Here is a 26,090-nt window from a genome sequence, read left to right on the forward strand (position 1 = left end):
GGGGTTCAATATCCCGGGTTTTGGGTTAAAATTGAGTTCAGACTGATTTCCCGGAAAGGAATCGGAAACAGTTTGCGGTCGGCCGTAACGCTCATGTTGGTCAGGGCAATGTCGAGCGGAGTGTACTTCGCCTTGAAAGCCTGCATGGTCGATACCTCTTTTCCCCACCGAATCAGATCATGCCAGCGGTGTCCTTCGAAACACAGCTCCAGGCGTCGTTCTTTCTCAATCGCCAGTTGTGCGTTGGCCTGGGAAAGACCGCTCAGGCTGGCCAGAGCCGCCCGGTTGCGGATGCTATTGACCTGCGTCAGCGCCTGGGGTGTTTTGCCATTCTGATTGAGCGCTTCAGCATAGAGCAAAACCACATCGGCATACCGCAAAACCGGCCAGTCGTTCTCCCCTTCGTTCAGTTGCGTAATTTTGTAGACGAATTTCTTCGCGTAATAATAGATGTTGGGGTTGGTGCCAAATTTATAAACGCCCAGGTAAGCCTCCCGACGCAGGTCACCGGGTTCAAAAGCATCGTATAAATCCTGCGTGCCGATGTTGGTGCCGCCTGCCGTGACACCCACAAACTGGGTTCCTGAATTGCCCGGCGCAAAGGTGTAGGCAAACGAGTTGCCCTCGCCAAAACCGCTGCTGACGTACTGGACGGCGAAAATGATCTCGTCGTTGTTGTCTTTCCCGACGCCAAACACATCCGCCGGATTGGGCAGAATCCGGTAGGTTCCGCTGTTGACCACCTCGGCCAGTTTGGTTTCTGCTTCGGCGTATTTTTTCTCCTGAACGTAGACTTTCCCCAGCAGGGCTTTGGCCGCTCCGGCCGTGGCCCGGCCCACATTGACGCCCGTATAGCGGGCAGGAAGCACTTTTTCGGCGTCCAGCAAATCTTTTTCGATCTGGGCATACACGTCCGCCGTTGTGTTGCGCGAAAACGTGTATGACTCGGCTTCGGTAGCGATTTCCTTCAAAATCAAAGGCACGCCGTTAAACATCCGAACCAGGTTGAAATACATCAGGGCCCGCAGAAATTTGGCTTCGCCGATGTACTGGTTTTTCAGCGTCGCGTCCATCGTCACCCCCTCGATCCGCGCCAGAATCACATTGGCCCCCGCAATGGTTCGGTAGGCGTCGTTCCAGGCTGTCGAAATACCGGTGGAGGTAGAACGCCAGGTCAGTTTGTCGTATTCGCCGGAACCGGCCTCGCTTTCCGGAAACGACTGGGTATTGTCGGAAGGCAACTCGGTATATTGCCAGAAGCTGTTGTAAATGCCCCGCAGGTTTCCGTAGGTTCCGGTGAGGGCCGACCGAATGTCGGACTCGGTTTTATAAAACTGCTGAACCGGAATGACATCCTGGGGAGTCAGGTCGACGAATTTTTCGCCACAACTGCTGGTCATCAAAACCAGACCGGCCATCAGAAACGTGTGGTGCAGGCGGTAGTATGTTTTCATTTCGTTAGTCGTTTAATGGTCTGACTGTTCGTTTCAAAATCCGATGTTTACGCCCACCGTAACCGTCCGGTTGGCGGGATACGTCCCCTGATCCACCCCCGGTTGATACACCGAATCGCCGTTCAGACTGGCTTCGGGATTGTACCAGATGTATTTGGTGACGGTGAACAGATTCTGGCCGGTGGCAAACACCCGCGCCGTCTGAAGTTTGATCCGTTGCAAAACCGTCGCGGGAATGGTGTACCCGAGCGTGATGTTGCGAACCCGCAGAAACGAGCCATTGAAAACCGCCCGGTCGGTCAGGTTGTTGCCGATGTTGACCCCGCTGGCGCCCGGCATGTGGAACGTCACCTCCCGGTTTGGGTTGGCCGGATCGAACATGTTGTTGTAAAACAGGTTGATGCTGCCGTAGTCGATGTTGCCCGCCGGATGCCGGAGGTTGCCATTGATCAGGTTGGCTCCCTGAACGCCCTGCACCAGCAGACTCAGGTCAAAACCGCCGTAGCGGAACGTATTCGTCACGCCGTAGATAAAATTCGGAAAGCCTTTTCCGATCACAACCCGGTCATTTTCATCCACTTTGCCATCAGCATTCTGGTCTTTGATAATCCAGTTGCCCACCTTGTCGCCGTTCACCCACTGCGGATACCGGGTCAAATCGTCCTGTGATTTGAAGATGCCCTGCACCTGGTAGCCATACATGTACCCCAGCGGATCGCCCACCTTGATCTGAAAGACGTTGTTCCAGCCAAACACCGCCGACTGGGGCGGCAGCGATTGCGGCCCGCCCAGATTGAGCACCTTCGTCCGGTTGGCCGATAGGTTGGCGTCGATGGTCCAGAAAACGCGGTTGATTTTCAGGTTGGCTTTCCCGGTAATTTCCACGCCCCGGTTGCGGAGTTCGCCCAGATTCGTCCGGAACGTATTGGCGTAGCCGACGATACCGGGCAGGTCTTTCTGAAAAAGCATGCCCGTGGTGGTCCGATCGTACAGATCGACCGCCAGCGAAAATTTATCATTCAGGAACCCGGCTTCAATGCCCAGATCAGTTTGCCGGTTGCGCTCCCAGGTCAGATTATAATTGGCAAAACCGGATTGGGCGTACCCGAACGTCCGCTGTCCTCCGAAGCTGTAGTTACGGCCCACGACCGAGTTCAGCCATGTAAAACTGCCGATGTTGGCATTCCCGGTTTCGCCATAACTAGCCCTGATTTTCAGTTCGTTGACGACTGATTTCAGCGATTGCAGGAACGGTTCTTCCGTCAGACGCCAGGCCGCCGAAAAAGAAGGAAAAGTAGCAAACCGGTTGTTGGGGCCAAACCGCGACGAGGCATCCCGGCGCAAAGCCGCCGACAGAATGTACTTGCTTTTAAAATCGTAGGTAACCCGCCCGCCGTACGACAAAAAGGCATTCTGGTCGTATTGCAACTCGCCAACGCGGTCGGGCGATGCCAGCGGATTCGTCAGCAAATCCGTGGTAAACGTACCGGTTCGGCCACTGGTTCCGGTAAATTTCGACTGGAATTTCTGGAGCGAATACAGCGCCAGCACGGTGAAATTATGATTTTGCGCAACGGTTTTGCTGTAGGTGGCGGTGTTTTCCCAAAGCCAGTCGAGGGCGAGTTGCTGGGTTTCGCGGGCGAAAATCTGCCCAAAAACCGGGTTGGACGCATTGGCGCGGGGCGCCAACTGATTGGCCAGTGTGGCCGGAACGTAGGCGTATCCATCTTCCAGGTTCAGCGTCGACCCCAGCGACGATCTGATTTTCAAATCCTTGATGGGCTCGTATTCCAGAAACCCGTTACCAAAAAGCCGGTAATTGCGAAGCCGGTTTTTATTCAGTTCAACAATGGCCAGCGGACTGAACATGTTATCGGCAAAAAACGAAGAGCCATCGTCGTTCCGCACACCGTCGAAGTTCTGGGCGTAATCGCCGGTGGCCGTGTAGAGCGGAATCACGGCGGGCATCAGCGTGGCCGAGGTAACCGGATTGGGCAGCGCCCGCCCGCCGGAAATCTCGGTGCCGGTCGCGTTGTTGTAGGGCCCGCCGGCGGGTTGCCGGAACTGCTGCGAATACGAAGGCGCCACCGAAACGCCAATCCGGAGTTTGGGGCTCAGGTCCGCATCGAGATTAAACCGCAGGTTGTAGCGATCATACGACGTTCCCTTCATGGTACCTTCCTGCGTAAAGTAAGCCCCCGAAACCGCATACCGCACCCGGTCGGAGCCACCCGACGCCGAGAGTTGGTACTCGGAAATGGGGGCCTGCCGGAAAACCGCATCCTGCCAGTCGGTGTTGGGCAGACTCTGGGGATTGGTATCAAAAATGGATGGATAGGCCTGGTTTCGGACTCTGGCAACAAACTTGATGTAATCAAGGTATTCATCCCGGTTCAGGGCGTCCACTTTTTTGGCAATTTGCTGCAGGCCGGTATAGGCCGAGAAATTGAAGCTGGTTTTGCCGGCTTTCCCCCGTTTGGTCGTTACGATCACCACGCCGTTGCCCGCACGGGACCCGTAAATGGCAGCCGAAGCGGCATCTTTCAAAATTTCGATCGACTCGATATCCGACGGATTGATGAGGTTAAACTGGCTTGGTTCCTGCAAGGGATACCCATCCACGACGTAGAGCGGATTGCTGTTGGTACCGAGTGAGCCAATGCCCCGAATCCGGATCGTGGGGGCTTCGCCGGGAAAACCGCCCCGGCCCGACTGCACCTGCACGCCCGACGACAAACCGGCCAGGGCTTCGCCGGGTGTGCTGACGGGCTGGTTGGCAATCGACTTGCCTTCCACTTTGGAAATGGCCGTCGAAATGGTTTTCCGCGACTGCGCCCCGTAGCCAATCACGACCACTTCGCTCAGCGACTTCGTATCGGGTTTCAGACGGATGTTAATGACGGTCTGGTTATTAACCGTAACTTCCTGAGGCAGATAGCCCACAAAACTAAACACCAGCACCGAACCGGTTTCGGCCACGGCCAGCGAATAGTTGCCCCGGCTGTCGGTGGTCGTGCCTTTCTGGGAGTTTTTCAAAACCACACTGACGCCCGGTAAGCCCTCCCCTTTTTCGGCATCCGTAACGACGCCTTTCACCGTCACATCGGCCACCCGATCAAGTTCCGTTTCCGGCTCTTTGGGAAGGATCTGCCCGGTAGTTTCCGCCCGAAAATCGCTCAGCAGGATGTATTTTCCCGCGATTTCGTATTGAATATGGAGGGGGCGGAGCAATTTCTCCAGCACCATTCCAAACCGCTCATTTTCAATCGATATGGTTACTTTCTGCCCCGATTTAATCACCTGCGGGCTGAAAACGAACTTAATGTCGGCCAGTTTTTCCAACCGCTGAAGTACCACGGCCACCTCCTGGTTTTCGATTCGGAGCGATACTTTTTTATTCAACACCTGCGCTTTCGAATCGACGGCGTAGGTCATGCTGGTAAACAAAACCAGCAGCAGCCCCTGCGTAAATGTCACTTTCATGGCGTTAATCCAAAAAGCATGATTTCTAAACGTTTTCTTCATAGCTTTACTCCGTTTTGTAGGTGAAAAATACAGGACAAACCACCCCCGCCTTGCCTGAAAAGCAAGTAATTGTGCCAACGATTGGGGGTTATTCCGGCCCGATCATGTTACAGCATGGCCGGGCCTTTATTTTTTTTGATGCGTATTCGGCCTGGTGCGGGTATTACTTACAGCCTTTACTGGTGATGATGATCTGCGCATCCACGACTTCATAGGTGGCCCGGATCACTTTGCAGATAATATCCAGTTTTTCGTACAGCGATTCACTGCCCAGAGGGGCCGTAACCGTACAGTTTTTCAGTACTTCTTCGTCGTAAAGAATCGGAACCCCGTAGCCTTTTTCCAGGACTTCAAACGTTTGGGAAACGGGCGTATTCTGAAAATTAAATGGATTGGAATCGATTGGCTGCGGAACGATCATTTTCGGATTTTCAACCAGCGTTTTTGTCAGCTTATCAGGCGTCCGTTCGTAGATCACCATCTGGTTGGGCATCAAAATAACCCCATCGGTCTGGCTGAAGGGCTGGCTGGCGGTATGCACCGCTTCCTTCCCCGACAGCACGGATACTTTGCCCGTAAACACCTTCACGACCACGTCTTTGTCTTTTTCAAAAGCGCGAATCGAGAAACTGGTTCCCAGTACCTTGGTGACCAGTTCATTGGCATAGACCAGGAACGGTTTCCGGGGGTTTTTCGCAATGTCGAAAAAACCTTCTCCCGACAAAAAAACCGTTCGGGCTTCTTTAGCAAACGTCTCGGGATAACTCAGCTTGCTTTTGGGTTGCAAGGTAATGATCGAACCATCGCTGAGGCTGATTTTAATCGGCTGGTTCGAGTTGTTAACCTTCTCGATGGTTGGATTCGCCTGCGCCATCACCAGCTCATCATACCGCGTGGGATTGAGCAACTTCTGGTTTAGAAAATACCCGCTTATGCCCAAAACCAAAACGACCGCAGCGGCCAGTTTCCACCAGTTTGTGGCCCAAAACGAACGTTCTACAGTCAATTGCGCGTCGGTTTCTTCCAGCATCTGCCGGACTTTATCACTGACTTTTGCATCGGTAATGGGGATGTGCTTCATTTCCAGGGCTTTCAAAACGAATTTGGCCTGACTGATTAACGCTTCCTTCTCCGGATGATGCCTAACCCATTCCGGCCAGAAGGTGTCCTCCTGAGGTAGCTGACCATTTACCCATTTTCGAAAATAGTCGTCAACGATAAAATCTTCAGCGCTATAGTGGATATAGTCCATGATGCAATCGGTTTCTACTAACAACAGGTGAAAACCTCCTCCTTGTACTGGTATTTTTTGAAAAAATTATCCGTCATGTTGCCAGGCACTTTTAAGGCCTTTTAGAGCATTGTAAATCAGGTTTCGGGCCGATTGGTAATTAATGGCCATCAGACTCGCAATCTGTTCGTAGTCCAGTTCCTGATAAAATTTGAGGTAAATCACTTCCCTTTCCCGTTTGCTGAGCTGGGTCAGAACCTGATTGAGTTTCTTCAGATGCTGCTCCGTTGTTTCCAGTTCGATGATGCGGGATTCAATTGAAAATTCGCCGATAAAATCAATGTCGTCGGTGTTTTCAATGAATTGGTGCAGCCGTTTGTCACTGGTTTTCTTTTCCAGAAATAGCTTTCTGCGCAAGGCTTTCAGCAAGTAAAACCGTACGTGTTCTGTCTCGCCCAAAAATTCCCTTCGTTTCCACATTTCAAGAAACAAATCCTGAATGCAGTCTTCCACCAGGGTATAATCGGTGGTGAGCTTCGTGCCGTAGTTATAGAGGGTTTTATAGAATACCGTTGCGAGACTACCGAATGCTCCCTTATCACCTTTTTTGAAGGCCAGCCAAAGTTCCGCTACTTCGGTGTCATTGGGCATACCGGGTTAGAATTGGACGAGTTTACTACTGACAATAGAAGGGAATAGCACTTCTGTACTGAAAAAATTTGCTAAAGTTTTAACCTATACAGAAATGGTGAGTCAACATCGAAACGGATAAACTCCCGAAACAGGGTTGGTTGCATGGCAAGCGTGATTTTGTAGTAATCGGTAGCAGCACATCAAGCTCAGTGTGGGGTGATCCGGGGAGGCCGTAATGATCGTACGCTTCTTTCCAGGTACCGGACGATCCGTCTGCCCTGGCCCTCTCAGCCGACACGAGCCCGTGTTCAGCCTGATTGATTCCCAATTTAATAAAAAAGGACTGTTTTAGGGACAAAGAAAACGTAAGAATCAATGGTATGAACGACAAGGGTAAGCAACTCAGACACTGGCTGCTTCAGTTAGCTCAACACGCGGCTATGCTTCCCGGCCACACCTACACGGTGGTGGCTAATGCTTCCATGTGCGGCAATGAAGCGCTGCTGTTCTGTCAGCAGCTCAATGTGTCGGGGTCGGTTGCCGGGTTGCTGGCCGATTTTCGTCTTAAAATGGAGCATTCCAAGAGATTACGTTTAACGACTACAAACCTGTTTTTGAAAGCCTGAATTCTCCAATAAAAGTTAGCAAGTTCTGTATGATTGCAACGGTTGGAGCGTAAACATAGGGTTGCTTCGGCGCTCCGACTGTTTTTCTATCCTGGCCGTCGGAGCGGTCGGTAGTGATAGACGACCCGTTGATGGGACTATTCATCAATCACTATTTTTTCACTCTTCAATAGTGGTAAGCACCACCGCTTCGTTTAGTAGATTTCCATAAACTATGCTTTATTTGAAAACAATACTCATTCCCAAAGGCATAGATTATGAACCGAAAATATAAATACCTATTGCCGTTGATATCGTTTATCGTTTTATCAGGCTTACCAATAAGTGGCCTTACCGCTTTTGCTCAGGGGATGGGTCCGCAACAAAGAATACCGCTCCCCCCCATACCGATAAAAGGCGATACAACACATACCCTATCCAAACACTTCATACTGGCCTCAGCTGCCAAAAAAGCACCTGATGCCAAGGGGTTTATTCAACGCTGGCTAGTGCTGGAACCGGTGAAGAAAGATATTGTCAGGAACAATATTTTCACGGACCACTACCTCAAAACCGCATTTGCAACCGATAACTTTTCCAGCGATTACACCGCCGTCCCCAAAAATGGCGAAATGGTAAAAGTGGGAAACCAGGACCTGAAGTGGTATGCGTTGGACAGCAAGGCATTCAACGTTAATCTATACCATTTCACCTACGCCATTAACAAACCGAGATACGGAATACTTGTCTGGCTGGTCACAGTCATCGATAGCCCCGAAGAAATCCAAAACGTCAGGCTGGCTGCCGGATGTAATTCCGGCAGCCAGTGGTGGTTGAACGGCCAGGAAGCCTTGCTGCTTTCCGGTGATCGGGATATGATTGCCGATAATGGTACGTCAGCCCGTTTAACGCTCAAAAAGGGAAGGAACATCATCCGCGGGGCCGTCATAAACGGACCGGGTATGGCTAATTTCTGCGTTCGTTTTCTAGATGAAAAAGGATCGCCCGTCAAGAACCTCACTATCCGTTACGAATAAAATGTATCCGCCTGTTAAAGCTAATCAAAACAAATCAGTACATGAAAAGAAGGAACGTAACCGGCCTTACAACCCTATTCGCTTTATTGATAACACAACCAGGAGTAGCACAGATCGGCAAACCCTTTATCCATGATCCCTCAACCGTCGCTGAATGTGAAGGCAAGTATTACACCTTTGGCACGGGCGGGGGCGGCTTAATTTCCAATGATGGCTGGACCTGGCATGGGGGCGGGGTGAGACCAGGTGGCGGAGCGGCCCCTGATGTGATCAAAATTGGGGATCGTTACCTGGTCATCTATGGCGCAACCGGTGGTTCGCCCAACCACAAAGGCGCCATCCTGACCATGTGGAACAAGACACTGGACCCAAAATCCTCTGATTTTAAATATTCTGAACCGATTGTCGTGGCCACTTCGGATGGCTATGAAGAGAATGACGCTATTGACCCCGGCGTTATGTTGGATCCTACTACCGGGCGTCTGTGGTTAACCTACGGCACCTATTTTGGCTTCACCCGCCTGATCGAATTAGATCCCAAAACCGGAAAACTCAAAGCAGGTAATAAACCTGTCGATGTAGCCATCGTATGTGAAGCCAGCACCTTAGTCTACCGCGATGGTTGGTACTACCTGCTGGCCACGCACGGCAGTTGTTGCGATGGAGCCAACTCGACCTACAATGTGGTGGTGGGCCGATCCAAAAAAATAACGGGTCCCTACCTCGATAATGTAGGCAGAAGCATGTTGGAAGGAGGTGGTAAAATGGTAGTTGCTACGCGCGGAGGATTAATTGGCCCCGGGCATTTCGGCCATATCATTCTTGAGCAAGGCGTTGAAAAAATGTCTATCCATTATGAAGCTGATTTAGAGCAGGGCGGTCGAAGCGTGTTAGGCATACTTCCTGTGGTTTGGAAAGATGGCTGGCCTGTTGCCGGTGCGAAGTTTAAGGAGGGCACGTATGAAATTGAATCCGTACGAAGAGGATACGGCTTAGAGTTGGCCGTTGATTTCACCAGAATGCCCGTTACCCCAAGGAGATTTAACCAACCCGACAATGAACCCATAAAACCCGTTCCGGCCCAGCAGCTGGCTGCTGTCATGAAAACCTGGCCAGCCGGGACTATTAATGTGAGAATAGGAGACTACATGGCCCGTCCCCATCAACAATGGACCATTACCGATGCTCCTGATACGACCGGCTATTTAGGCGGCCCCTATTACAAAATTGTGTTGGCAGGAACCGATCGGGCCTTGGCAGCAACTGCCGAAGCAGAAGTACTAACTGTACCGGCATTTACCGGAGCCCCCGAACAGCTATGGCGAATTGATCAATTGACGGATGGCACCTACCGGATAATGCCTAAGGTAGTACCAAATTCAGGAAAGAAGCTCGCGCTGGTTTCGTCCGGAGATAGCACACCGACATTAGCAGAATTTGATTTTAACAGCGATAATTCTAAATGGAATTTTAGGGATCACTAAGGATAATCTTTACAACGTTGTTGCTATGAGGCTCGTTCATGGTGTTACTTCCTTCATCGTTCTGTTCGATGCTGAATATTTAGTAACGGTTATTACGTGGGATTAAAGCTACTTTACGGATGGCTCGTCCGTCTCTGAGTAAACAGCCAGGCCCGTATGCCGGGCTTGGTGTTCAAGCCAGGATTGAGACAGTTCCCTACTTCCGCAAACTCGGTATACTTTAAGGGTCCACCCGCTTGTTGGCTGGCCTTGATGATAGTCCGTGATCCGTTCACCGGTACATATCGGTCCTTTTCTCGGTGGAATGCCCAGATGGCTATATCTACCATGTTGGGTAATATGCGCAATGCCAAAGGGAGGAAGTATGGGCCAAATTTAGCCCCATCTCGGTAAAAAGCGGTTGCCGGACTATGTCGCCCTGAAAACCGGACACCGATTTAGTGGGAGTAATTACCGGAATCATTATGACAATCTCCTCAAGAAAAAGGCTGATATCAATGCGAATCCGGAGTTCTTTCTGGCACTGGCCAAAACGCTGGGTTATCTGGATTTCAACGCGTATAAAATTGCCCATGAGTCGGAGCGGCATGCTGTACACCATGAAAACGAAAAAGCTGACGATGACGCTAAACGCACCATTCAAAGCCTGACGGCCACCAATCAGCGTTTACGGATTCACGTCCGTTGGATGAAAGTAATTATCATTGGAACGGGCGGTATGCTGGTAATCCTCAGTTGGCTATTGTTTACGAAACAATCCTCCGCCCTTCCCAAAGGGCATATCGTTCGAAAAAGAGCGCATCGTTCTACGTTGGCCAAAGGCATCATCGGTAATTGGTACAGCTATAATCGGACGAATGAAGCCCGGGGAAAAAAGGATCCCTATATTTTCAACCGGATTGCCTGGACGATAGGCTCCGATCAAGACGGTTATCTGACCTTTGAACGCTACTGGAAAGCGATGGAATTCGCCGGTTGGATTGAATTTATCGGTGGCGCGACTCCCCAACTCCATTTTTTCATGGGCGTTTACCAAAATGGGAACGGTCGAAGAGAGGCCATCGGCTATCGGCATTTCAATTGTGGTCTGTGGGGAGAAAACCACGATTGGCTTCAAACGGATACGCTCATCTGCGTTTGCACGACTTACGATTTTAGGGGTAGTAGTCTGGGTGTACCATTAGCCAGTCGGGAATTACTGATTCGACAACCCGGTATTTCCTTCGATTCGCTCAAAAAGGGGGCTACCACCCTGACCATTCAGCAGATGAGCTGGTTAGATAAAATCTTACCTAAGCAGAACAGCTATATTTTTCAAAAGCCCGGCGAAATTGAGTAGCCCCATTTCTGTACCAGACCGTTTGAGGGAAACTCCCACTCAGGCTTATTCATTAATCACGTCCTGCTTTTCACACTATATTGACTTTGGCAAAATACTCTCGACCGGTGTTTATACTGCTTTTTAGCTAAAAAAGTGCATTTATTTTTGGTTATTAATCTAAAATACAATAGATTAACTTGTATAATGTAAATTTATCCATGCATATCCAAACCCTATTATCTATGAACCTCAAAAAAATGCCCCTATTCCCTCTACTCATTTTAGGGTTTATCCTGCTTTCATGTCAAGATCACCAAAATACATCCATTACCCTGAAAGCTACGCTTGATGGCAAAACGGTGAAGCCATTAGCGATCCCTACGGCGGCTACGGGTCTGTTTACGGGTAAACTGGATCTAACAACAAATATATTAGCCTATTCCCTTTCCTATACGGATTTATCGGCCCCTTCCGTAGTGGCTCACTTGCACCAGGCTTCAGGAGTAAACGGCACGGGTCTGGTTGATATTATTATTGCAACGGGGAGTAACACATCGGGTAGTATTACAGGAACCACATTTCCGCTTCGGCAGGCTCAAGTTGACAGTCTGGTGGCAGGCTTTTACTATGTTGATCTGCACACGGTAGCCTATCCTGCTGGTGAAATTCGCGGAGAGGTCATAAAACAATAAAATAACCATTCTGCCAAAAGTGAATGGCCCGTTAGTAGGTCTAACAGGTCGTTTTGGGAGCATTTCAAAAAGATATAGCTTTTTGAACCGATCATGTCTCTATGGAGAAAAAGATACCCTCTGGGTTCAACATGTCCGTTCAAAAATAGGTATACTACTGAAATACTTTGAACCTGTTTGTGTAGAGCTGTTTCACGGTTATACACACTACTTCACTCGGATAAATACCTGGTCTAAATCATTTCTCCACGTTTTGCCGTCTTCACACAATTCCCCTTTTCCAATGATGGTATTGCCCTTATCCGTGATGGTCCAACGGTAGCGTTGCGAAAATCCAGGGACATTTCGCCACCACTTTACTACGTTGTCTTCGACCGAAACCGCATACTTTCTTGAAATCTTCCGCTCATCAAAGAAGAGCATGAAAAATTCGCCCGTTGCATCGTCACTACCGAAGATGCCAATGCCAACCGGAAAACCTTCTTCTTCTACCTCCAGATACCACCTCAGAAAGGCGCCGCCCTCAATCCATTCGAAGGAGGCTTTTCCGGCCAAAACTCTGCCGGGAACAGCGGGGTGGGTGCTAGCCGTTTTCCATTCACCGACTAAGCTGCCGAATCCTTTCAAGGCAGGATTGGGGATTTGTGCTTTATGAACACCGTGCTTTTTCATTATCGTGTTAGGGCTGGTCGTATAGTCGTCCGTGTAGAGCCCCCTCCTCTGAGTCCAGTTTGCCTTCTTAAAAGGTAGGGGGTTCTGGTTTTAAATCAGATTCCAGAAAATCAGTAATCATGGGTACGAGCCAATCCGTCCGCTGCATCATGCCAATATGCGTGGTACCCGGCAGGATGGCCAGCCGCGATTTGGGCAGCCCGTGGAGATCACCCATCTTGCCACCGCCTTTGGCGCGAAACAACTCCAGGGCATGTTCATAGCGTACCCCGTCCGCATCGCCAATAGCCATGAATACGGGAGCTTGTAGGTTTTTTACATCCCTCGACCAATCATAGGGCTTCAGGTCAATCTGAATTACTCGCTTGACGAATTCCGGGAAATGGGCCGGATCATGGCCCAGGCTCTCGTATTGCTGTTGTATCGGAGTGCCCATGAACATAGCGGGAGTAAACGTCGCATAACTGGCCTCTACATCGGGCCACCATCCGTCATGCGCATAGGTGCCCGACAGCACCACCAGCCTGCGTACCTGTTCCGGATGGCGCACGGCTACCTGAAAGGCGATGCCACCACCCATGCTATAGCCCATGATGTCGGCCTGATCGATGTTGAGATACCCGAGCAAACCGGCTACATCGTCGGCCATGCCTTCATAACTAATTGCGCGCGGTATATCCCGGGTGCGGCCGTGGCCCTGCATTTCCGCTACGATAACTTTGCGGCCTTTAGCCAGCAGAGGGATGATATGCGACCAGTTCAGGGGTATGGTCATGTAGGAGCCATGCAGCAGTACAAGGGGGTTGCCTTCCCCGTACACTTCATAGTACAGTTGCAGCCCATTTACGTCGGCATAGCCACTTTCGGTAGGCGGTAGGTTCTGGGTTTCATTCATGTCTTTCGATGCGGCTGAATGATTCTGGTCTTGTTGTGAGTCGGGTTGACAGGATGCCCCAGGGATAAAACAAAGACCGCCAACCGACTGTTTAGCAAGTGCTTCGTTATAAATAACTTGGTTTAAATAGAAAACGAAAAAATCAATGGATCACTTTAGGTAATCCCTTGCTTTTGGACACTTATTTTAATGGGGTCGTTTCTTATCGGATCACCTACCGTTTACTTCCTAAGTCACCTTGCTAAAGGGAAGGTAAGTGGTAGCCAGCGATCCGTGGTATTGCATCTGGTGGATGCAGGGGTAAATGGACAGCCCATTTTATTCTCGGCCGTTAATAAAATGCCATTCACCACAGCTTCAATGGAGATCCTGGCTGAATCTGCGTGGCCTGATAGGCTCTCTGGTCTGGTTTGCTAAATGGTTAGGGCTGCAGAGCTTTTAATTGAATAACGGCCTGCTCATTAACCGGATTTAATTCAAGAGCCCGTTGATACATCGCTTTGGCTGCACGGAGTTGCCCCTCTTTGACGAGCAGTGCTGCGTAGGCCGAATAACAACCCGAAGAGCTTGGGAATTCTTCCGTTGCAAATTGCAATACGGTATGCCCGTCGTTGATTCGCCCTTGTTGCGCCAAAAAATTTCCTAAATCGATTAAAATGGATTCGGCACGAGACACATCATAGACTGACTTCTGGGCTTTCATCGTCTTATAATAAGCAATTAAGTCGGCTCCACTGCTCTTATGGACCCGTTCAGTTATTGCTACCTGCATCGATTCGACCAATGGGACCCCTGATTTATGGAGAAGAATATGGACCAGGCCCAGCGTTATGTTTTCCAAATTTCCACGCCGTTCAGCCCGCGTGTTATCTAAAAGGATTACCAGAATATCATCCTCCAAATACCGCAGCATACTCGAGGAAAAACCGCTAATACTGCCGTTATGCCCGATGACGGTGGTTACTTGACCTGGCTGACCCGATGGCAGTCGGTTGATGTAAAACCCATAGCCGTAGTTGCCCCGATTCGGCGTAAACATGATCGCTTTATTTTCTTTGGTGACCAGTTTGTCTTCGCTCAGGGCTTTTTGCCACAAAGACAAATCCCCAACGGTCGAATACATCCCCCCGGCCGAAAAGGTGGCCGTAGCAGGGTTAATATAACTGGCATGGGCAAACCCGTCAAATGTATAGCTATAGCCCTCAGCCCGATTCGTCAGTATGGCTTCCGGGGAATCCATACCAGAATGCGTCATTCCGGCAGGTTGCAGAATGTTTTCCCGCAGTACGTCAACGTACCTTTTCCGGGTCAGTGTTTCGATAATGACCCCTAATAAAAAATAGCCCGTGTTGCAGTACCGAAATTGAGTACCGGGTTCAAATTCAAGCGGGGAAACGCAATATTTTCGGGCAATTTCATCGGGTGAATAGGCGTGGGTGTTGATATCATCAATGGCCGCTGCCTGGTTGGTATAATTGATGAGCCCCGACGAATGGGTTAACAGGTGATGGATGGTAATCTGATCGCCAATTTCTTTTGGGTACCACGGCAAGTAGTGGGTGATTTTGTGGTGCAAGTCAAGTTTGCCTTGCTCTTTTAGCTGCATGATCAACAGGGCGGTAAATTGTTTGGTAAGGGAGCCAATCCGAAACTTCGTATCCGCCTGATGCGCCTGATTCCATTCCAGGCTAGCCAAGCCATACGATTTTGAAAAAACCGTATTCCCTTTTTCTATGATCAGCACATTCCCATTAAACAGCTGGTGGTTATGGTATTGCTGCATAAATTGATCCAGTTGACCGGTCTTGGATTGGGCCATTGCTGAACCCAATGCCAGGAGGATACATGTAAAAAAGCAAAGCGGTTTCTGCTGCCCCATAGCTAGTGCTGACACCATTTAGTGGTGGTGCTGGAAACTCTCCTTGCTTTAAAAGGTTACGGCGAATAAAAACAAATCCGGAAAGCCTAAAGATTCTGTATACTGAGGAAGGCAGCGCCGAAAAATCCAAGAGCACTTGAGGTAGTCAAATTAAACCTGATTGCCCAGAGAACTCACCGGGCAATAGGGTTTTTAGTGGTTAGAAAGAGATAAAGAGCAGGGGGCTCGATCAGCAATTTCATGGCTTTCTGAACCGATCACACCTCAATGGAAATGACGAGCCTAGTTTGGGTCAACACGTCAGTTCACAAGTATATGGAAATTTGTCTGTCAACAAATATGACAATTGAAACATTCTCTGTCGCAAATAATGCTCGTGGCTGTTGCACAACTCTAACTGGCCATCTGACAGATGGCAGCTGAAGGTGATTGAAGCCATTACCTCGATTAATTTGTTAATTTCTGGACCAATTGGCGATCAGATTTGAGGCCAGCCTCTGTCACAAAATGGTTGTGCAACAGCCACGAGCATTATTTGAGCTAAAAATTACCAAGGAGTTATTGAGTAAATCTATTCCTGGTTACTGTTTCGCCGAATAAGCATGTTTCTCCTACTGCGACTTTGTCGGCATAAGCTGTGATCGGTGGAGCATCCCCCAATCGATCATCGAATCGATCACCGTGGCAATGTCTCGGCCGGATTCTGTTAGCCGGTATTCAATCAGAACAGGGGTCTGATCATACACGATCCGCTGCACAATACCGTTGATTTCAAGCTCTTTAAGTTCCTTTGACAACATTCTCGGCGTTATCTTTTCGCTACTCGCCAGCAAATCTTTAAACCGATTCATACCCCGCAGCAGCGATGCGATGATGGGCAGCTTCCACTTCCCTTGGATTACATTGAGCGTGTCGGTTAATGCCAGAATGTAACTTCGTGGACATTGTGGGCCCTTCTCTTCCCCAACAAAATCTTTAAACTTGCTCATAACTAGTAACTTAACGTAGGCAGTATACAAAAGTATACTGCTAATTTATAAGAATAAAGTATATTTAGTATAGTTGCTACTGTAGTTTTGTGCGTCATTAAATAAACGGAACATGATTTTAGTTACAGGTGCAACCGGTCAATTTGGCACCAAGGCCATTGACCATTTACTAGAAAAAGGAATTAACCCTTCTGGTATTTCAGCATTAGTGCGAGATGCAGCCAAAGCCAAAGGGCTTCAAGAAAAAGGCATTGCCAGTAGACTGGGCGATTACTCCAATCACCACTCACTCATGGATGCGCTTAGGGGCGTAGATAAGCTATTGCTGGTATCGAGTAATGACCGGCAGGCTGTCGAAAACCGAACCGCGCATCACATCAATGTGATCAAAGCCGCAAAAGAGGCTCAGGTTAATCACATTGTTTACACCTCTTTTGTCAGAAAACCGGACTTTGAGCATTCCGCCATCGCTGCCTTTCAACAGTCGCATGTTGAATCGGAAGCCTTTCTAAAGAACAGCGGGATTGCTTATACCATTCTTCAAAACGGTATGTATCAGGAGATGATACCTATTTTTTCTGGCCAACAGGTTGCCGAGACGGGCACCATTTTCTTTCCTGCCGGGGATGGTAAAGCCAGCTATGTACTTCGTGAGGAATTGGCCGAAGCCGCAGCGCACGTGTTGACTACGGACGGTCACCTGAACCAGGTGTACCAGTTGACCAATACGGCTTCGGTTTCATTTACCGATATCGCTCGTGAATTTGCCAGTGTCCTGCGGAAAGACGTCTCCTACCAATCGCCTTCGGTCAGCGAATTTGAATCGACGTTAAAAAGTGTGGGTGTTCCTGATCAATACATTGGTATATTTAGCATGTGGGCTGTGGCTTTATCACAAGCGACAATGGATGTAGAGGACCCTACCTTAGCAAACTTTTTGGGACGAAAACCAACGACAGTGCAGCAATTTATTCGCCGAACGTATGCCCAAAACTAAACCGTACCCCCATAAATTATCCATTTTACCAGCTCTCCCTCATGATGGTAACTGAAAGGAGATGACACAAATTAATTGTTAAAAAATGAGTGCAATTCGCGACTAACGAATTGCACTCATTTTTTTATATGTTTATTATTTCGGAGGCTTAGGTCATAGCTGGGTTTTCAAACGTCCTTATGAAGACGCGAATTCACATCGTCTCAAATGGGAGCGTTTTTGGGGATTGTGCACCACTCGACTTAACGACTTTACTGAGTAGTCTTATTTCTTGGCTGAGTCGTGCCCTACCTGTTAATATTGCCGAATTTCAGGCACCATAATCCGACTTTTGGATACGTTTGTCAATAGGAGTGTCGCCAATTTTGTGCAAATTATCATTAACAGCACAAACATGAAAACAGCATTAATTACCGGCGCTTCAGGTGGTATTGGAGAAGCCCTTGCCAGTAAGTTAGCCAGTAGAAAGCATAACCTGGTTTTGATCGCCAGAAACGAAGAAAAACTAGCCCAACTTTGTCAACAGCTTTCTACCCAATTCGGAATTCAGGCTCAATACATTGTGGCTGATTTAGCCAAGCCCGAAGCCGCCCAGCAAATTTTTCGGGAAACTCAAACGCGTAATCTGGAAATTGAAACCCTGATCAATAATGCAGGCATCGGTTCTGGAGGTGAATTTTCTGCACTGCCCTTACAGGGAGAGCTAGCCATGTTGCAGCTAAACAATAGCTCCTTGGTGGCTATGACGCATTACTTTTTGCCTCAAATGCAAAAAAGAAAAAGTGGTACCGTTATCAATGTAGCCTCAATGGCGGCTTTCATGCCAGTTCCCTATATGGCCGTTTATGCCGCCAGCAAAGTTTTTGTCCGTTCTTTCACCGAAGCGATTACCCAAGAATGCAAGCCGCACAACATTCATGTCATGTTACTTTGCCCAGGCCTGACAAAGACCAATTTTAACCAGGCCGCAGGAATCGAAAACCAAAAAGGAAAAGCATTGACTGAGGGGGCCAGTCTACAAACACCGGACCAAGTAGCGGATGAGCTCATGAACGGATTGGAACAAAAGAAACATGTTGTTATTTCAGGAGGCTCCAACCGAATGGGAGCAAAACTGACGGCATTAATCCCCAATTCACTAATTGCCAAACGAATGGCTGCTTCTTATCGCCAAAAAATGACTGATTATTAATTAAGTTTGTCAGCATGAAAAAAGAGGAAATGCAAACGGTAGTTGTCGAAACCGTTAGCCAACAGCATCAACTGATCGGGCTTGGTAAGCCTAAACATCCATTAGTGAGCTTGTTCCGCTTTGACCAGGTACCCCAAGCCGTACTAAACCAGAAGGTGAAATTCATTTCTCATTTGTATCAGATAACGCTGAAGAGAGACTGCCCTTGCAAAGTGCACTATGGTCAAACACCTTATGATTTCGATGAAGGCCTCATGTCTTTCTTCGCCCCGAATCAAGTACAACTTATTGAACCAGGCGCTTGGCAACCCCAATCAGGGTGGTGTCTGCTGATTCATCCTGATTTTATTCGAGGCCATCCCTTGCAGCAAAAGATTAAACAGTACGGTTACTTTGGCTATGCGCTGAATGAAGCCTTGGTCTTGTCGGAGGACGAGGAAACGATGATCGAAGCGATCCTGCTTCAACTGGTACAGGAAATTAAGCTACCCATTGATCATTTCAGTCAGGACATTACCCTGGCCAACATCGATTTGTTATTAGCCTACTGCCATCGGTATTATACCAGGCAATTCATAGTACGTAAGCCCCTGAGTACTTCCTTGATCCAAAAAGTTGAGGGCCTTTTGGCAAGCTATTTTGAACATACGGCTCAGACAATAGGCTTGCCTACCCCCAGCTCACTAGCTGCTCAACTGAACGTATCGCCCAAATACTTAAGTGACTGTTTAAAGAACCAGTCCGGACGAACGACCCAGCAGTTGATTCATGACAAACTGGTTGAACAGGCCAAAGACATTTTGGCCACCACCGACCTGACGGTGGCTGAAATTGCCTATCGATTGGGCTTTGAGTTTTCTCAGTCGTTGAGCAAATTATTTAAAAGCAAAACTCACCAAACTCCCACTGAATACCGGCGGTCCTTTAATTAAGGCTAACCCAATACAGACCCGCTTCGCTTGTCAATCAGATTGCCAGGCTGCGCCAGCTGTATCCGATCCCGATCCTTAAGTGCTACATGTGTGCCACACCAAGGTACAGTGTTTCATCAAACGCCCGTGGCTGCGGCCCGCCCGTTTTCCTATGCTATTAATTACCCTAACACCAAGCCCTTCTTCGCTTCATCCACCAGGCTCAAATTGGCATTCGCCGGGCGGCCCCGTCACGAATCTATGTAGCATTTTCAGCATCACATATGAGTTCGCGAATTGGAGACTTAAGAATCAACCAAGATGAAGGAGGCCCGGTTCTTTTTGTTTCAACTGGGATGCCTGCCACTACTGACGGTGCGGATCATGCTGCTATAGTTGGTGTTCGGTTATCCATAGCGTCCCCCGTTTACCAGAGCGACTCCTTAAACTAACTATAAACTATATTGCCTGATGGAATTCCTAATCGACAGAATCAACCAAATCATCAGCCTTTCGGAGCAGGAAGCGCAATTACTAAAACAGCTCTTCACGGAAAAGAGGATCAAAAAGGGGGAGCACTTTTTGCGGGAAGGCCAGGTATGCCATTCGGTTGCCCTAATCAGCGTTGGATTGGTTCGGTATTATATCAATGAGGATGGCCAGGAGGGCACCTATTATTTCAGCCGGGAGGGCGATTTTGTCTGCGATTATGAAAGCTTCCTGCCTCAGACACCATCCAGCAAAAATATTCAGGCCCTGGAGGACACCTCACTTTATGTTGTGAGCTATGCGGGTCTGCAACAACTTTATCAAAGCGTGAAGCAGGGGGAGCGCCTGGGCCGACTGGGTATCGAACAGGTTTTCGTCACGGTTCTCCAGCAACTAGCCTCATTTTACAAGGATTCGCCCGAGGTGCGTTACCAGCGTTTCCTGCACACATTTGCAGCCATCAGTCAGCGGGTATCCCAGTATTACATTGCCTCCTATGTCGGCATTAAACCCCAATCCTTATCCCGGATTCGGAAAAGACAAACCCACCCGCATTAATTAACCTGGGTGAATGAATAAAAAAAGTAGCCGGGCGACATTTGCTTAACAAATCAGATAAGCAAATGAAAACACAACCAATCCAGTACTGGGGGCCCCGTTCGGTCTCGTACTGGCTGACGGCACTCGCTGCGGTGGGTATTATTTTCCTGGGTTTGCGGTTTATAGTGGCCCCTGCCGCTGGTGCCGAAGGGTTCGGCATTCCGCTCGCCCCTACCAGGGAGGCCATGGCTTATGGCTGGATCAAAGGCATCCGGGATCTCTTTTCGGGGGTGGTGGTGCTCCTGTTCCTGATCCCACGGAAGCTCCAGGCAACGACCTTCGCCTTTGGCGCAGCCATCATTATTCCCCTGTCCGATTGTCTTACCATCCTGGCTGTCAACGGCACGCAGGATGTGACGCATTGGCTGATTCATGGGGGTACGGCTGGGTATATGATGATCACAACTTTCTTTTTAGTGCGGGCAGAACCTAAAAAGTAAACTCGGGTAGCGGATTAATAGCCTTTTTCCACAAAGTGAACCCACGCCGGATCTTCCTTACTGGTTTCCGGCCGTGGTACCACCCAATTGCCCGTATTTCTACACCATTTCCTGCATTTCGTTAGTCAAAAATTTATCCGTATGGAAACTAAAAATCATCCGTTAACCCGTGATCCGAAAGAGGGAAAGACGGTTTCAGTGGTGGGTGCCACGTATCGGATCCTGGTATCTGGGGACGACACCCAGGGGGCTTTTGCCACGATTGATATGATTGTCCCCCCCGGCGGTGGTCCAGGCCCTCATGCGCATGCTGCTTTCGCCGAGACATTTTATGTCATCGACGGCGAAATTGAGGTCAAATCAGAGGCAGGCCGTTATGTGGCCCGGAAGGGGTCCTTTATCCATATTCCCAAAGGCGGTATGGTTCATGGCTTCAAAAATAAGACCGGCGAAATGGCGCACCTGCTGTGTACCGTCGTTCCCGCTGGCCTGGAAAAATTTTTCGAGGAGATTGGCCAACCGGTTGAGTATGGGCAGTTCCTGCCCGCTCCACCGATGGATCAAGCCGATGTCAAAAAGTTGCAGGAAATAGCGGGCCGTTACGGTCAGCAAGTATTTCCGCCCGATTACCTGGATTAATCGCTATCCCCGAGGAAGAGGGCTTCCTGCCTTCAGTGAGACTTGCTACATTCCAGACCAGATTTTAGGGCCAGACTAGCAAGACCTTTGGACAAAATTAATAGCTTATTGAACCGTTCATTTCTCATAACAGAGGAGCTAAGCTGGGGTCAGGATATCTGTTCAGAAAATGAGTATCGATCGCCACTTTTAATGCGAGCAAATACCGCATTATTCATCTCTAAAATGATCGTATTGTGAATAGGAGCACAAACAAAGCTCAGTATTATCGACCTGTTCACTGGTAAACGTTGGCCTGGATTAGATCAAGAAGAAAGCACAAATCAGTCTTCAAAAAACGGAGAGAAATCGCAGAATAGCCCGCAAAAAGGCTACTATTCCTGTTTCTGTAAAAAATCCCTCTAAGAAGATGTTGGGAAATATTATTTGGTTATTTTGCTAATCGGTTCAACATCAAGGCACAATTAGCCCACAATATAAAGGTAAGAAGGCACCCTTTTTTTTACCTACTTATAAATTCCCCAACAACCTCTAAGAATCCCTGCGTTATTATTTAAGAAGTTCCCAAAAATGAATGCTCCTCAGGAAAATTGCACGGCGGGGAACCGCACGGCGATGCGGGTGCCAAAGCCAGGGGAGAAGGAAACCGGCTCCGGAATAATATTTATACCTTTTTGGCCCTATCATTCTCAACACAAAAATGGGGCTCTTGGGAGCCTGAAAAAGCGCTACTCTGGCGATCCCCCCAAAGCTTAAAAGAGCGGGCTTGGAATCGCAACGCTATTTATCCCACGGCTTTCCAGGCGTGAGGACGTACGTCTCTTGTTTAGGCCAGGGCCTTTTCACGGGCAAGCCGTTGGTACTTCTCAATGGCCGCGTCTTTGCCCGACTGAAGTTCTTCCAGCAAGCCAAGGTCGACGGCGGTCGGGCAATGCTTGGTTCCCCACAGAATAAGTGCAATAATAATGGGGACGGTATCGACACCTTTTTCTGTCAGACGGTAGGTGAACTTCGATTTCTTGTCGGCGGCCACAGCCTTGGTTAAGATGCCTTGCGACTCCAGGACCGCCAGGCGGTCGGCCAGAACGTTGGTCGCCATTTTTTCAGCCGACTGCAGGAATTGCCCATACGTAGACTTCCCCGCGAATACCATGTCCCGGAGAATGAGCAGAGTCCATTTGTCTCCCAGCACGTCGAGTGATGTGCTGACGGGGCAAGTGGAACGCTGTTTTACCTCTTTCATAAAAAGTGATTTATTTTTACTTGCTTTTTGCAAGTATTTTATTCTACCTTTACACTTGCAAATCGCAAGTAAATATACAAGTATTTTTATTTCTTTTTAACATGATTCTAGTAACGGGAGCTACCGGTGGGTTAGGCCACCAAACCATCGACTTTTTGCTCACTACCACCCCGGCCACCGAAATTGCCGCGCTGGTGCGCGACGTCAGCAAAGCCACGGACCTTTTGCAGCAGGGTGTTGACGTCCGGCAAGCCGACTACTTTGACTACTCCGCGCTGGTGCAAGCCTTTCGGGGCGTCGATAAGGTGCTGCTGGTTTCCGCCGTGGCCTTTACCGACCGGGTGCGCCAGCACCGGAACGTCATTGATGCCGCTACGGAAGCCGGGGTGAAGCATCTTTTTTACACCAGCATCCAGCGCAGCACAAATTTTGTGCTGCAGGAGGTCACCGAAAGCGACCTGGCCACGGAAGCCCACCTCAAAGCGTCCGGGCTGGTATACACCATTCTTAAAAACGGCTACTACTTTGAAGGCCTTGCGCACCTGATTGGAAGCGAGGTGCCGGACACGGAGATCCTTTTCCCGGCGGGGGAAGGCAAGATCGCTTTCGTCAAGCGGACCGAACTGGCCGCTGCCACGGCTGCCCTGCTGACCAGCGAAGGGCATGACAACCAGGAGTATACCCTGTCAGGAAGCGAAGCCTATTCGTTTCACGACATCGCCCGGGAATTCTCTGCGTTGGCGGGCCGGCCCATCGCTTACCAAAGCAGCGAGCTGGCGCCCTACATCGCGCAGAAAGTAGCCGCCGGCTTCCCTGAAGTCGTCGCCAACTTCCTGGCCCAGTGGGGTGCCGCCACAAAACACGGCATGCTGGCCGGGACGAACGATACCGTCGAGCGTCTGCTGGGCCACAAGCCAACTTCGCTGCGGGAGTACCTGAAAACGGCTTACTTCCCGGTTAGCTGACTGCTTGTAGCGGCCGATACCCCATGCCTCAATTCATCGGCAAGTGACTTCCCAGAGGAGCTCACTTGCTTGATGGTAGTCTGGCCAGCCCCGGTTGTTTCCCGCTTTCTGGCAAGCGAATTCGCCCCTCCTTCAAGACCCTACCAGGCCCTGGATCTGAAGCTGAGTCCAGGTGATGTGCCCCGTCAGGAGCCCAAGTAGCACAGGCAGCCAGTAGATTACACGAAGCGTCGGTACAAAAAAGGTGCTGATTGGCCGGTTGATCAAGTTACTAATTGTTAATCGATTGGCCAATTTAAATCGTTTCTCCTGACGTGCGCACCGTCGGCCCGGAGCCACGAGCGGTTTAATTAGTCACTTACAGACGGCCCTTATTGGTAGGTTAAGACCAGTAGTTTTCGAGCGCTTCTTCACTGGCAGACTATTGAATCTCAGATTGCCAGTTGGAAAGTTTTAGGTTATGATCAAATCTGCCTACTTTTAGGATGATATCCTGGCTCGTTTAATGTTTCCCTCTTTGCCTACTCCATCCGATACGCCCACTATTCTTCCACTGGCTGACGATTTGCCGATTATAGTTTGGGCGACCCGTCCCGATGGCCTTTGTACCTACCTGAATCAGCGGTGGTACGAGTATACGGGGCAACTACCAGAAGCCGCATTAGGAATGGGATGGCTACAGGCAGTCCATCCTGAGGACGCCCAGCCATCGGGTGATATTTTTTTAAAGGCTAATGAGCAGCAAAAGCCCTTCTCGATGGACTACCGCCTGCGGGCCATCGACGGCACCTATCGGTGGATGAAAGATACGGGTAGGCCCCGCTTTGATACAGATAATACGTTTCTGGGATTCGTCGGATCAGTCGTCGACATTCACGAGTTGAAGAACATGCAGGAGCGCCTGCGGATGGCCATTGAATCAACGGACCTGGGTACCTGGGATTTTGATCCGCGCAGTGGCGAGTTGATCTGGTCGGATCAATGCAAGGCGCTCTTTGGACTGCCGCCCAACGCGGAGATCGATTACTCGGTCTTTTTACAGGGGCTCCATCCTGACGACCGGGATACCACCGACGCCATCGTTCAGTCCGTTCTGCAGCCAGGTAGTTCGGGGTATTACGATATTGAATACCGGACAGTAGGAATAATGGACGGACAAGTGCGATGGATTCGGGCCAAGGGACAGGCGTTTTTCGATCAAAACGGCCAGGTTAACCGCTTCATCGGCACCGTCCTGGACACAACTCAAACCAAACTGACCAAGGAGTTACTGGAGCAGCAGGTGGCTCAGCAAACGCATCGGCTCCAACAGATCAATGCCGAACTTCAGAACTCCAACAGTAATCTGCAATCATTCGCATACGTCGCAAGTCACGATTTACAGGAGCCCTTACGGAAGATTCAATCGTTTGGTGATATTCTGAAGGGGCAGTATGCATCGGCCCTGGGAGCAGGCGTCGATTATTTGAATCGCATGCAGCTAGCCGCCGACCGGATGTCGGTTTTGATTCGGGATCTGCTGGCCTTTTCCCGGCTTTCCTCTCCGCTGGCCGAACCCTCGATTATCGCTCTGGATGACTTACTAAAGTCGGTTTTGGTTGACCTGGAACTGACCATCGCCGAAACAGGGGCCTTAATCAGGATCTCTCCTTTACCAACTGTCCAGGGGGATCCCACGCAACTTCGGCAGCTTTTCCAAAATCTGCTGGGCAATGCCTTGAAATTTCATCGGCCCGAAGTTCCACCGCTTATCGAGATTAAGGCCTCCTCTGTAACGCATCAAGCGTTACCCGCTGAGGTAAAACCCGTGCGGGATGCTGCAGGTTATCACCGGGTGGACGTCATCGACAACGGCATCGGATTTGATCAGAAATATGTACAGCGGATCTTCCAGGTTTTTCAGCGCCTGCACGGTCGAAGTGAATATTCCGGTACGGGCATTGGGTTAGCCATCTGTGAAAAAGTGGTCGCTAACCATGGGGGTGCTATCACCGTCCGCAGTCGTCCCGGCCAGGGTGCTGTTTTCCAAGTGTACCTGCCCATTACTTGATTTTTTCGGTGTGACTCCCAGGCTTTTTATTGGTAATTTGAAAATAAGAGCGAAGCCCAATCAGCAATTCATAGCTTTTTGGACTATTATTTTTCTCTATAAATAAAGGGCTCATTTTGGGTCAGAATATTAGTTCTGAAACTGTGC

At 49.5% G+C, this 26,090-nt stretch carries 22 protein-coding genes; 13 read left to right on the plus strand and 9 right to left on the minus strand.

The features are described 5' to 3' along the window. Window positions 1–5 precede the first annotated feature (5 nt). The 4 genes from EHT87_RS16495 to EHT87_RS16510 all read right to left on the minus strand — a co-directional run bounded on the left by EHT87_RS16495 (window position 6) and on the right by EHT87_RS16510 (window position 6,861). Window positions 6–1,454, minus strand: coding sequence for a RagB/SusD family nutrient uptake outer membrane protein (locus EHT87_RS16495; RefSeq protein ID WP_124907754.1), 1,449 nt, complete (start codon window positions 1,452–1,454; stop codon window positions 6–8). Window positions 1,455–1,487: 33 nt separating this feature from the next. Further along, window positions 1,488–4,937, minus strand: a complete 3,450-nt coding sequence (locus tag EHT87_RS16500) for a TonB-dependent receptor (RefSeq protein WP_185716249.1) — start codon at window positions 4,935–4,937, stop codon at window positions 1,488–1,490. 205 nt (window positions 4,938–5,142) lie between these two features. Continuing rightward, entirely contained in the window at window positions 5,143–6,231 is a 1,089-nt protein-coding gene (locus EHT87_RS16505) for a FecR family protein (RefSeq protein ID WP_124907756.1), read from the minus strand. Window positions 6,232–6,297: 66 nt separating this feature from the next. Further along, entirely contained in the window at window positions 6,298–6,861 is a 564-nt protein-coding gene (locus EHT87_RS16510; protein ID WP_124907757.1) for an RNA polymerase sigma factor, read from the minus strand. A 362-nt stretch (window positions 6,862–7,223) separates the two neighbouring features. On the opposite strand from EHT87_RS16510, the gene EHT87_RS16515 reads away from it, so the two are divergent. The 5 genes from EHT87_RS16515 (at window position 7,224) to EHT87_RS16535 (ending at window position 11,982) form a co-directional block, all read left to right on the plus strand. After that, window positions 7,224–7,469: a hypothetical protein gene (locus tag EHT87_RS16515; protein ID WP_124907758.1), complete on the plus strand. Its 246-nt coding sequence runs from the start codon at window positions 7,224–7,226 to the stop codon at window positions 7,467–7,469. Between the two features lie 257 nt (window positions 7,470–7,726). Continuing rightward, window positions 7,727–8,485 carry an acetylxylan esterase gene (locus tag EHT87_RS16520; protein WP_124907759.1) on the plus strand — a complete coding sequence of 253 codons (759 nt, stop codon included), beginning with the start codon at window positions 7,727–7,729 and terminating at the stop codon, window positions 8,483–8,485. A gap of 41 nt (window positions 8,486–8,526) precedes the next feature. Next, window positions 8,527–9,969, plus strand: coding sequence for a family 43 glycosylhydrolase (locus EHT87_RS16525; protein ID WP_124907760.1), 1,443 nt, complete (start codon window positions 8,527–8,529; stop codon window positions 9,967–9,969). 400 nt (window positions 9,970–10,369) lie between these two features. Then, entirely contained in the window at window positions 10,370–11,308 is a 939-nt protein-coding gene (locus EHT87_RS16530) for a hypothetical protein (RefSeq protein WP_124907761.1), read from the plus strand. Window positions 11,309–11,532: 224 nt separating this feature from the next. Continuing rightward, window positions 11,533–11,982, plus strand: coding sequence for a CHRD domain-containing protein (locus EHT87_RS16535; RefSeq protein ID WP_124907762.1), 450 nt, complete (start codon window positions 11,533–11,535; stop codon window positions 11,980–11,982). Between the two features lie 207 nt (window positions 11,983–12,189). Here the strand turns inward: EHT87_RS16535 and EHT87_RS16540 are convergent, their stop codons facing one another. The 4 genes from EHT87_RS16540 to EHT87_RS16555 all read right to left on the minus strand — a co-directional run bounded on the left by EHT87_RS16540 (window position 12,190) and on the right by EHT87_RS16555 (window position 16,417). Then, window positions 12,190–12,654, minus strand: coding sequence for a hypothetical protein (locus EHT87_RS16540; protein WP_124907763.1), 465 nt, complete (start codon window positions 12,652–12,654; stop codon window positions 12,190–12,192). 67 nt (window positions 12,655–12,721) lie between these two features. Further along, window positions 12,722–13,549 (minus strand): alpha/beta fold hydrolase, encoded by an 828-nt coding sequence (locus EHT87_RS16545; protein ID WP_124907764.1) that lies wholly within the window; start codon window positions 13,547–13,549, stop codon window positions 12,722–12,724. A 421-nt stretch (window positions 13,550–13,970) separates the two neighbouring features. Next, window positions 13,971–15,368 carry a serine hydrolase domain-containing protein gene (locus EHT87_RS16550; protein WP_185716250.1) on the minus strand — a complete coding sequence of 466 codons (1,398 nt, stop codon included), beginning with the start codon at window positions 15,366–15,368 and terminating at the stop codon, window positions 13,971–13,973. A gap of 671 nt (window positions 15,369–16,039) precedes the next feature. Then, on the minus strand, window positions 16,040–16,417 hold the full coding sequence (locus tag EHT87_RS16555; RefSeq protein ID WP_124907766.1) for a winged helix-turn-helix transcriptional regulator: 378 nt from the start codon (window positions 16,415–16,417) through the stop codon (window positions 16,040–16,042). A 112-nt stretch (window positions 16,418–16,529) separates the two neighbouring features. Between EHT87_RS16555 and EHT87_RS16560 the strand changes: the two genes are divergently transcribed. The 6 genes from EHT87_RS16560 (at window position 16,530) to EHT87_RS16585 (ending at window position 21,685) form a co-directional block, all read left to right on the plus strand. Next, the gene (locus tag EHT87_RS16560; protein WP_124907767.1) at window positions 16,530–17,414 is read left to right on the plus strand and encodes an SDR family oxidoreductase; all 885 of its coding nucleotides are present in this window, start codon (window positions 16,530–16,532) and stop codon (window positions 17,412–17,414) included. A 394-nt stretch (window positions 17,415–17,808) separates the two neighbouring features. Then, window positions 17,809–18,606 carry an SDR family NAD(P)-dependent oxidoreductase gene (locus EHT87_RS16565; RefSeq protein ID WP_124907768.1) on the plus strand — a complete coding sequence of 266 codons (798 nt, stop codon included), beginning with the start codon at window positions 17,809–17,811 and terminating at the stop codon, window positions 18,604–18,606. Window positions 18,607–18,620: 14 nt separating this feature from the next. Then, the gene (locus EHT87_RS16570) at window positions 18,621–19,538 is read left to right on the plus strand and encodes a helix-turn-helix domain-containing protein (protein WP_124907769.1); all 918 of its coding nucleotides are present in this window, start codon (window positions 18,621–18,623) and stop codon (window positions 19,536–19,538) included. Window positions 19,539–19,988: 450 nt separating this feature from the next. Next, window positions 19,989–20,564, plus strand: a complete 576-nt coding sequence (locus EHT87_RS16575; RefSeq protein WP_124907770.1) for a Crp/Fnr family transcriptional regulator — start codon at window positions 19,989–19,991, stop codon at window positions 20,562–20,564. Window positions 20,565–20,629: 65 nt separating this feature from the next. Continuing rightward, window positions 20,630–21,046, plus strand: coding sequence for a DUF4267 domain-containing protein (locus EHT87_RS16580; RefSeq protein ID WP_124907771.1), 417 nt, complete (start codon window positions 20,630–20,632; stop codon window positions 21,044–21,046). A gap of 141 nt (window positions 21,047–21,187) precedes the next feature. Beyond that, the gene (locus EHT87_RS16585) at window positions 21,188–21,685 is read left to right on the plus strand and encodes a cupin domain-containing protein (RefSeq protein WP_124907772.1); all 498 of its coding nucleotides are present in this window, start codon (window positions 21,188–21,190) and stop codon (window positions 21,683–21,685) included. Window positions 21,686–22,511: 826 nt separating this feature from the next. Here EHT87_RS16585 and EHT87_RS16590 read toward each other — a convergent pair. Then, entirely contained in the window at window positions 22,512–22,928 is a 417-nt protein-coding gene (locus EHT87_RS16590; protein WP_124907773.1) for a winged helix-turn-helix transcriptional regulator, read from the minus strand. Window positions 22,929–23,029: 101 nt separating this feature from the next. On the opposite strand from EHT87_RS16590, the gene EHT87_RS16595 reads away from it, so the two are divergent. Together EHT87_RS16595 and EHT87_RS16600 are read left to right on the plus strand one after the other, a co-directional pair. Further along, window positions 23,030–23,893, plus strand: a complete 864-nt coding sequence (locus EHT87_RS16595; protein ID WP_124907774.1) for an SDR family oxidoreductase — start codon at window positions 23,030–23,032, stop codon at window positions 23,891–23,893. Window positions 23,894–24,410: 517 nt separating this feature from the next. Further along, window positions 24,411–25,943, plus strand: a complete 1,533-nt coding sequence (locus EHT87_RS16600; protein ID WP_185716251.1) for a sensor histidine kinase — start codon at window positions 24,411–24,413, stop codon at window positions 25,941–25,943. Window positions 25,944–26,090 lie beyond the last annotated feature (147 nt).

It is taken from the genome of Larkinella knui (assembly GCF_003858645.1).
In the GTDB taxonomy this organism is placed as follows: domain Bacteria; phylum Bacteroidota; class Bacteroidia; order Cytophagales; family Spirosomataceae; genus Larkinella; species Larkinella knui.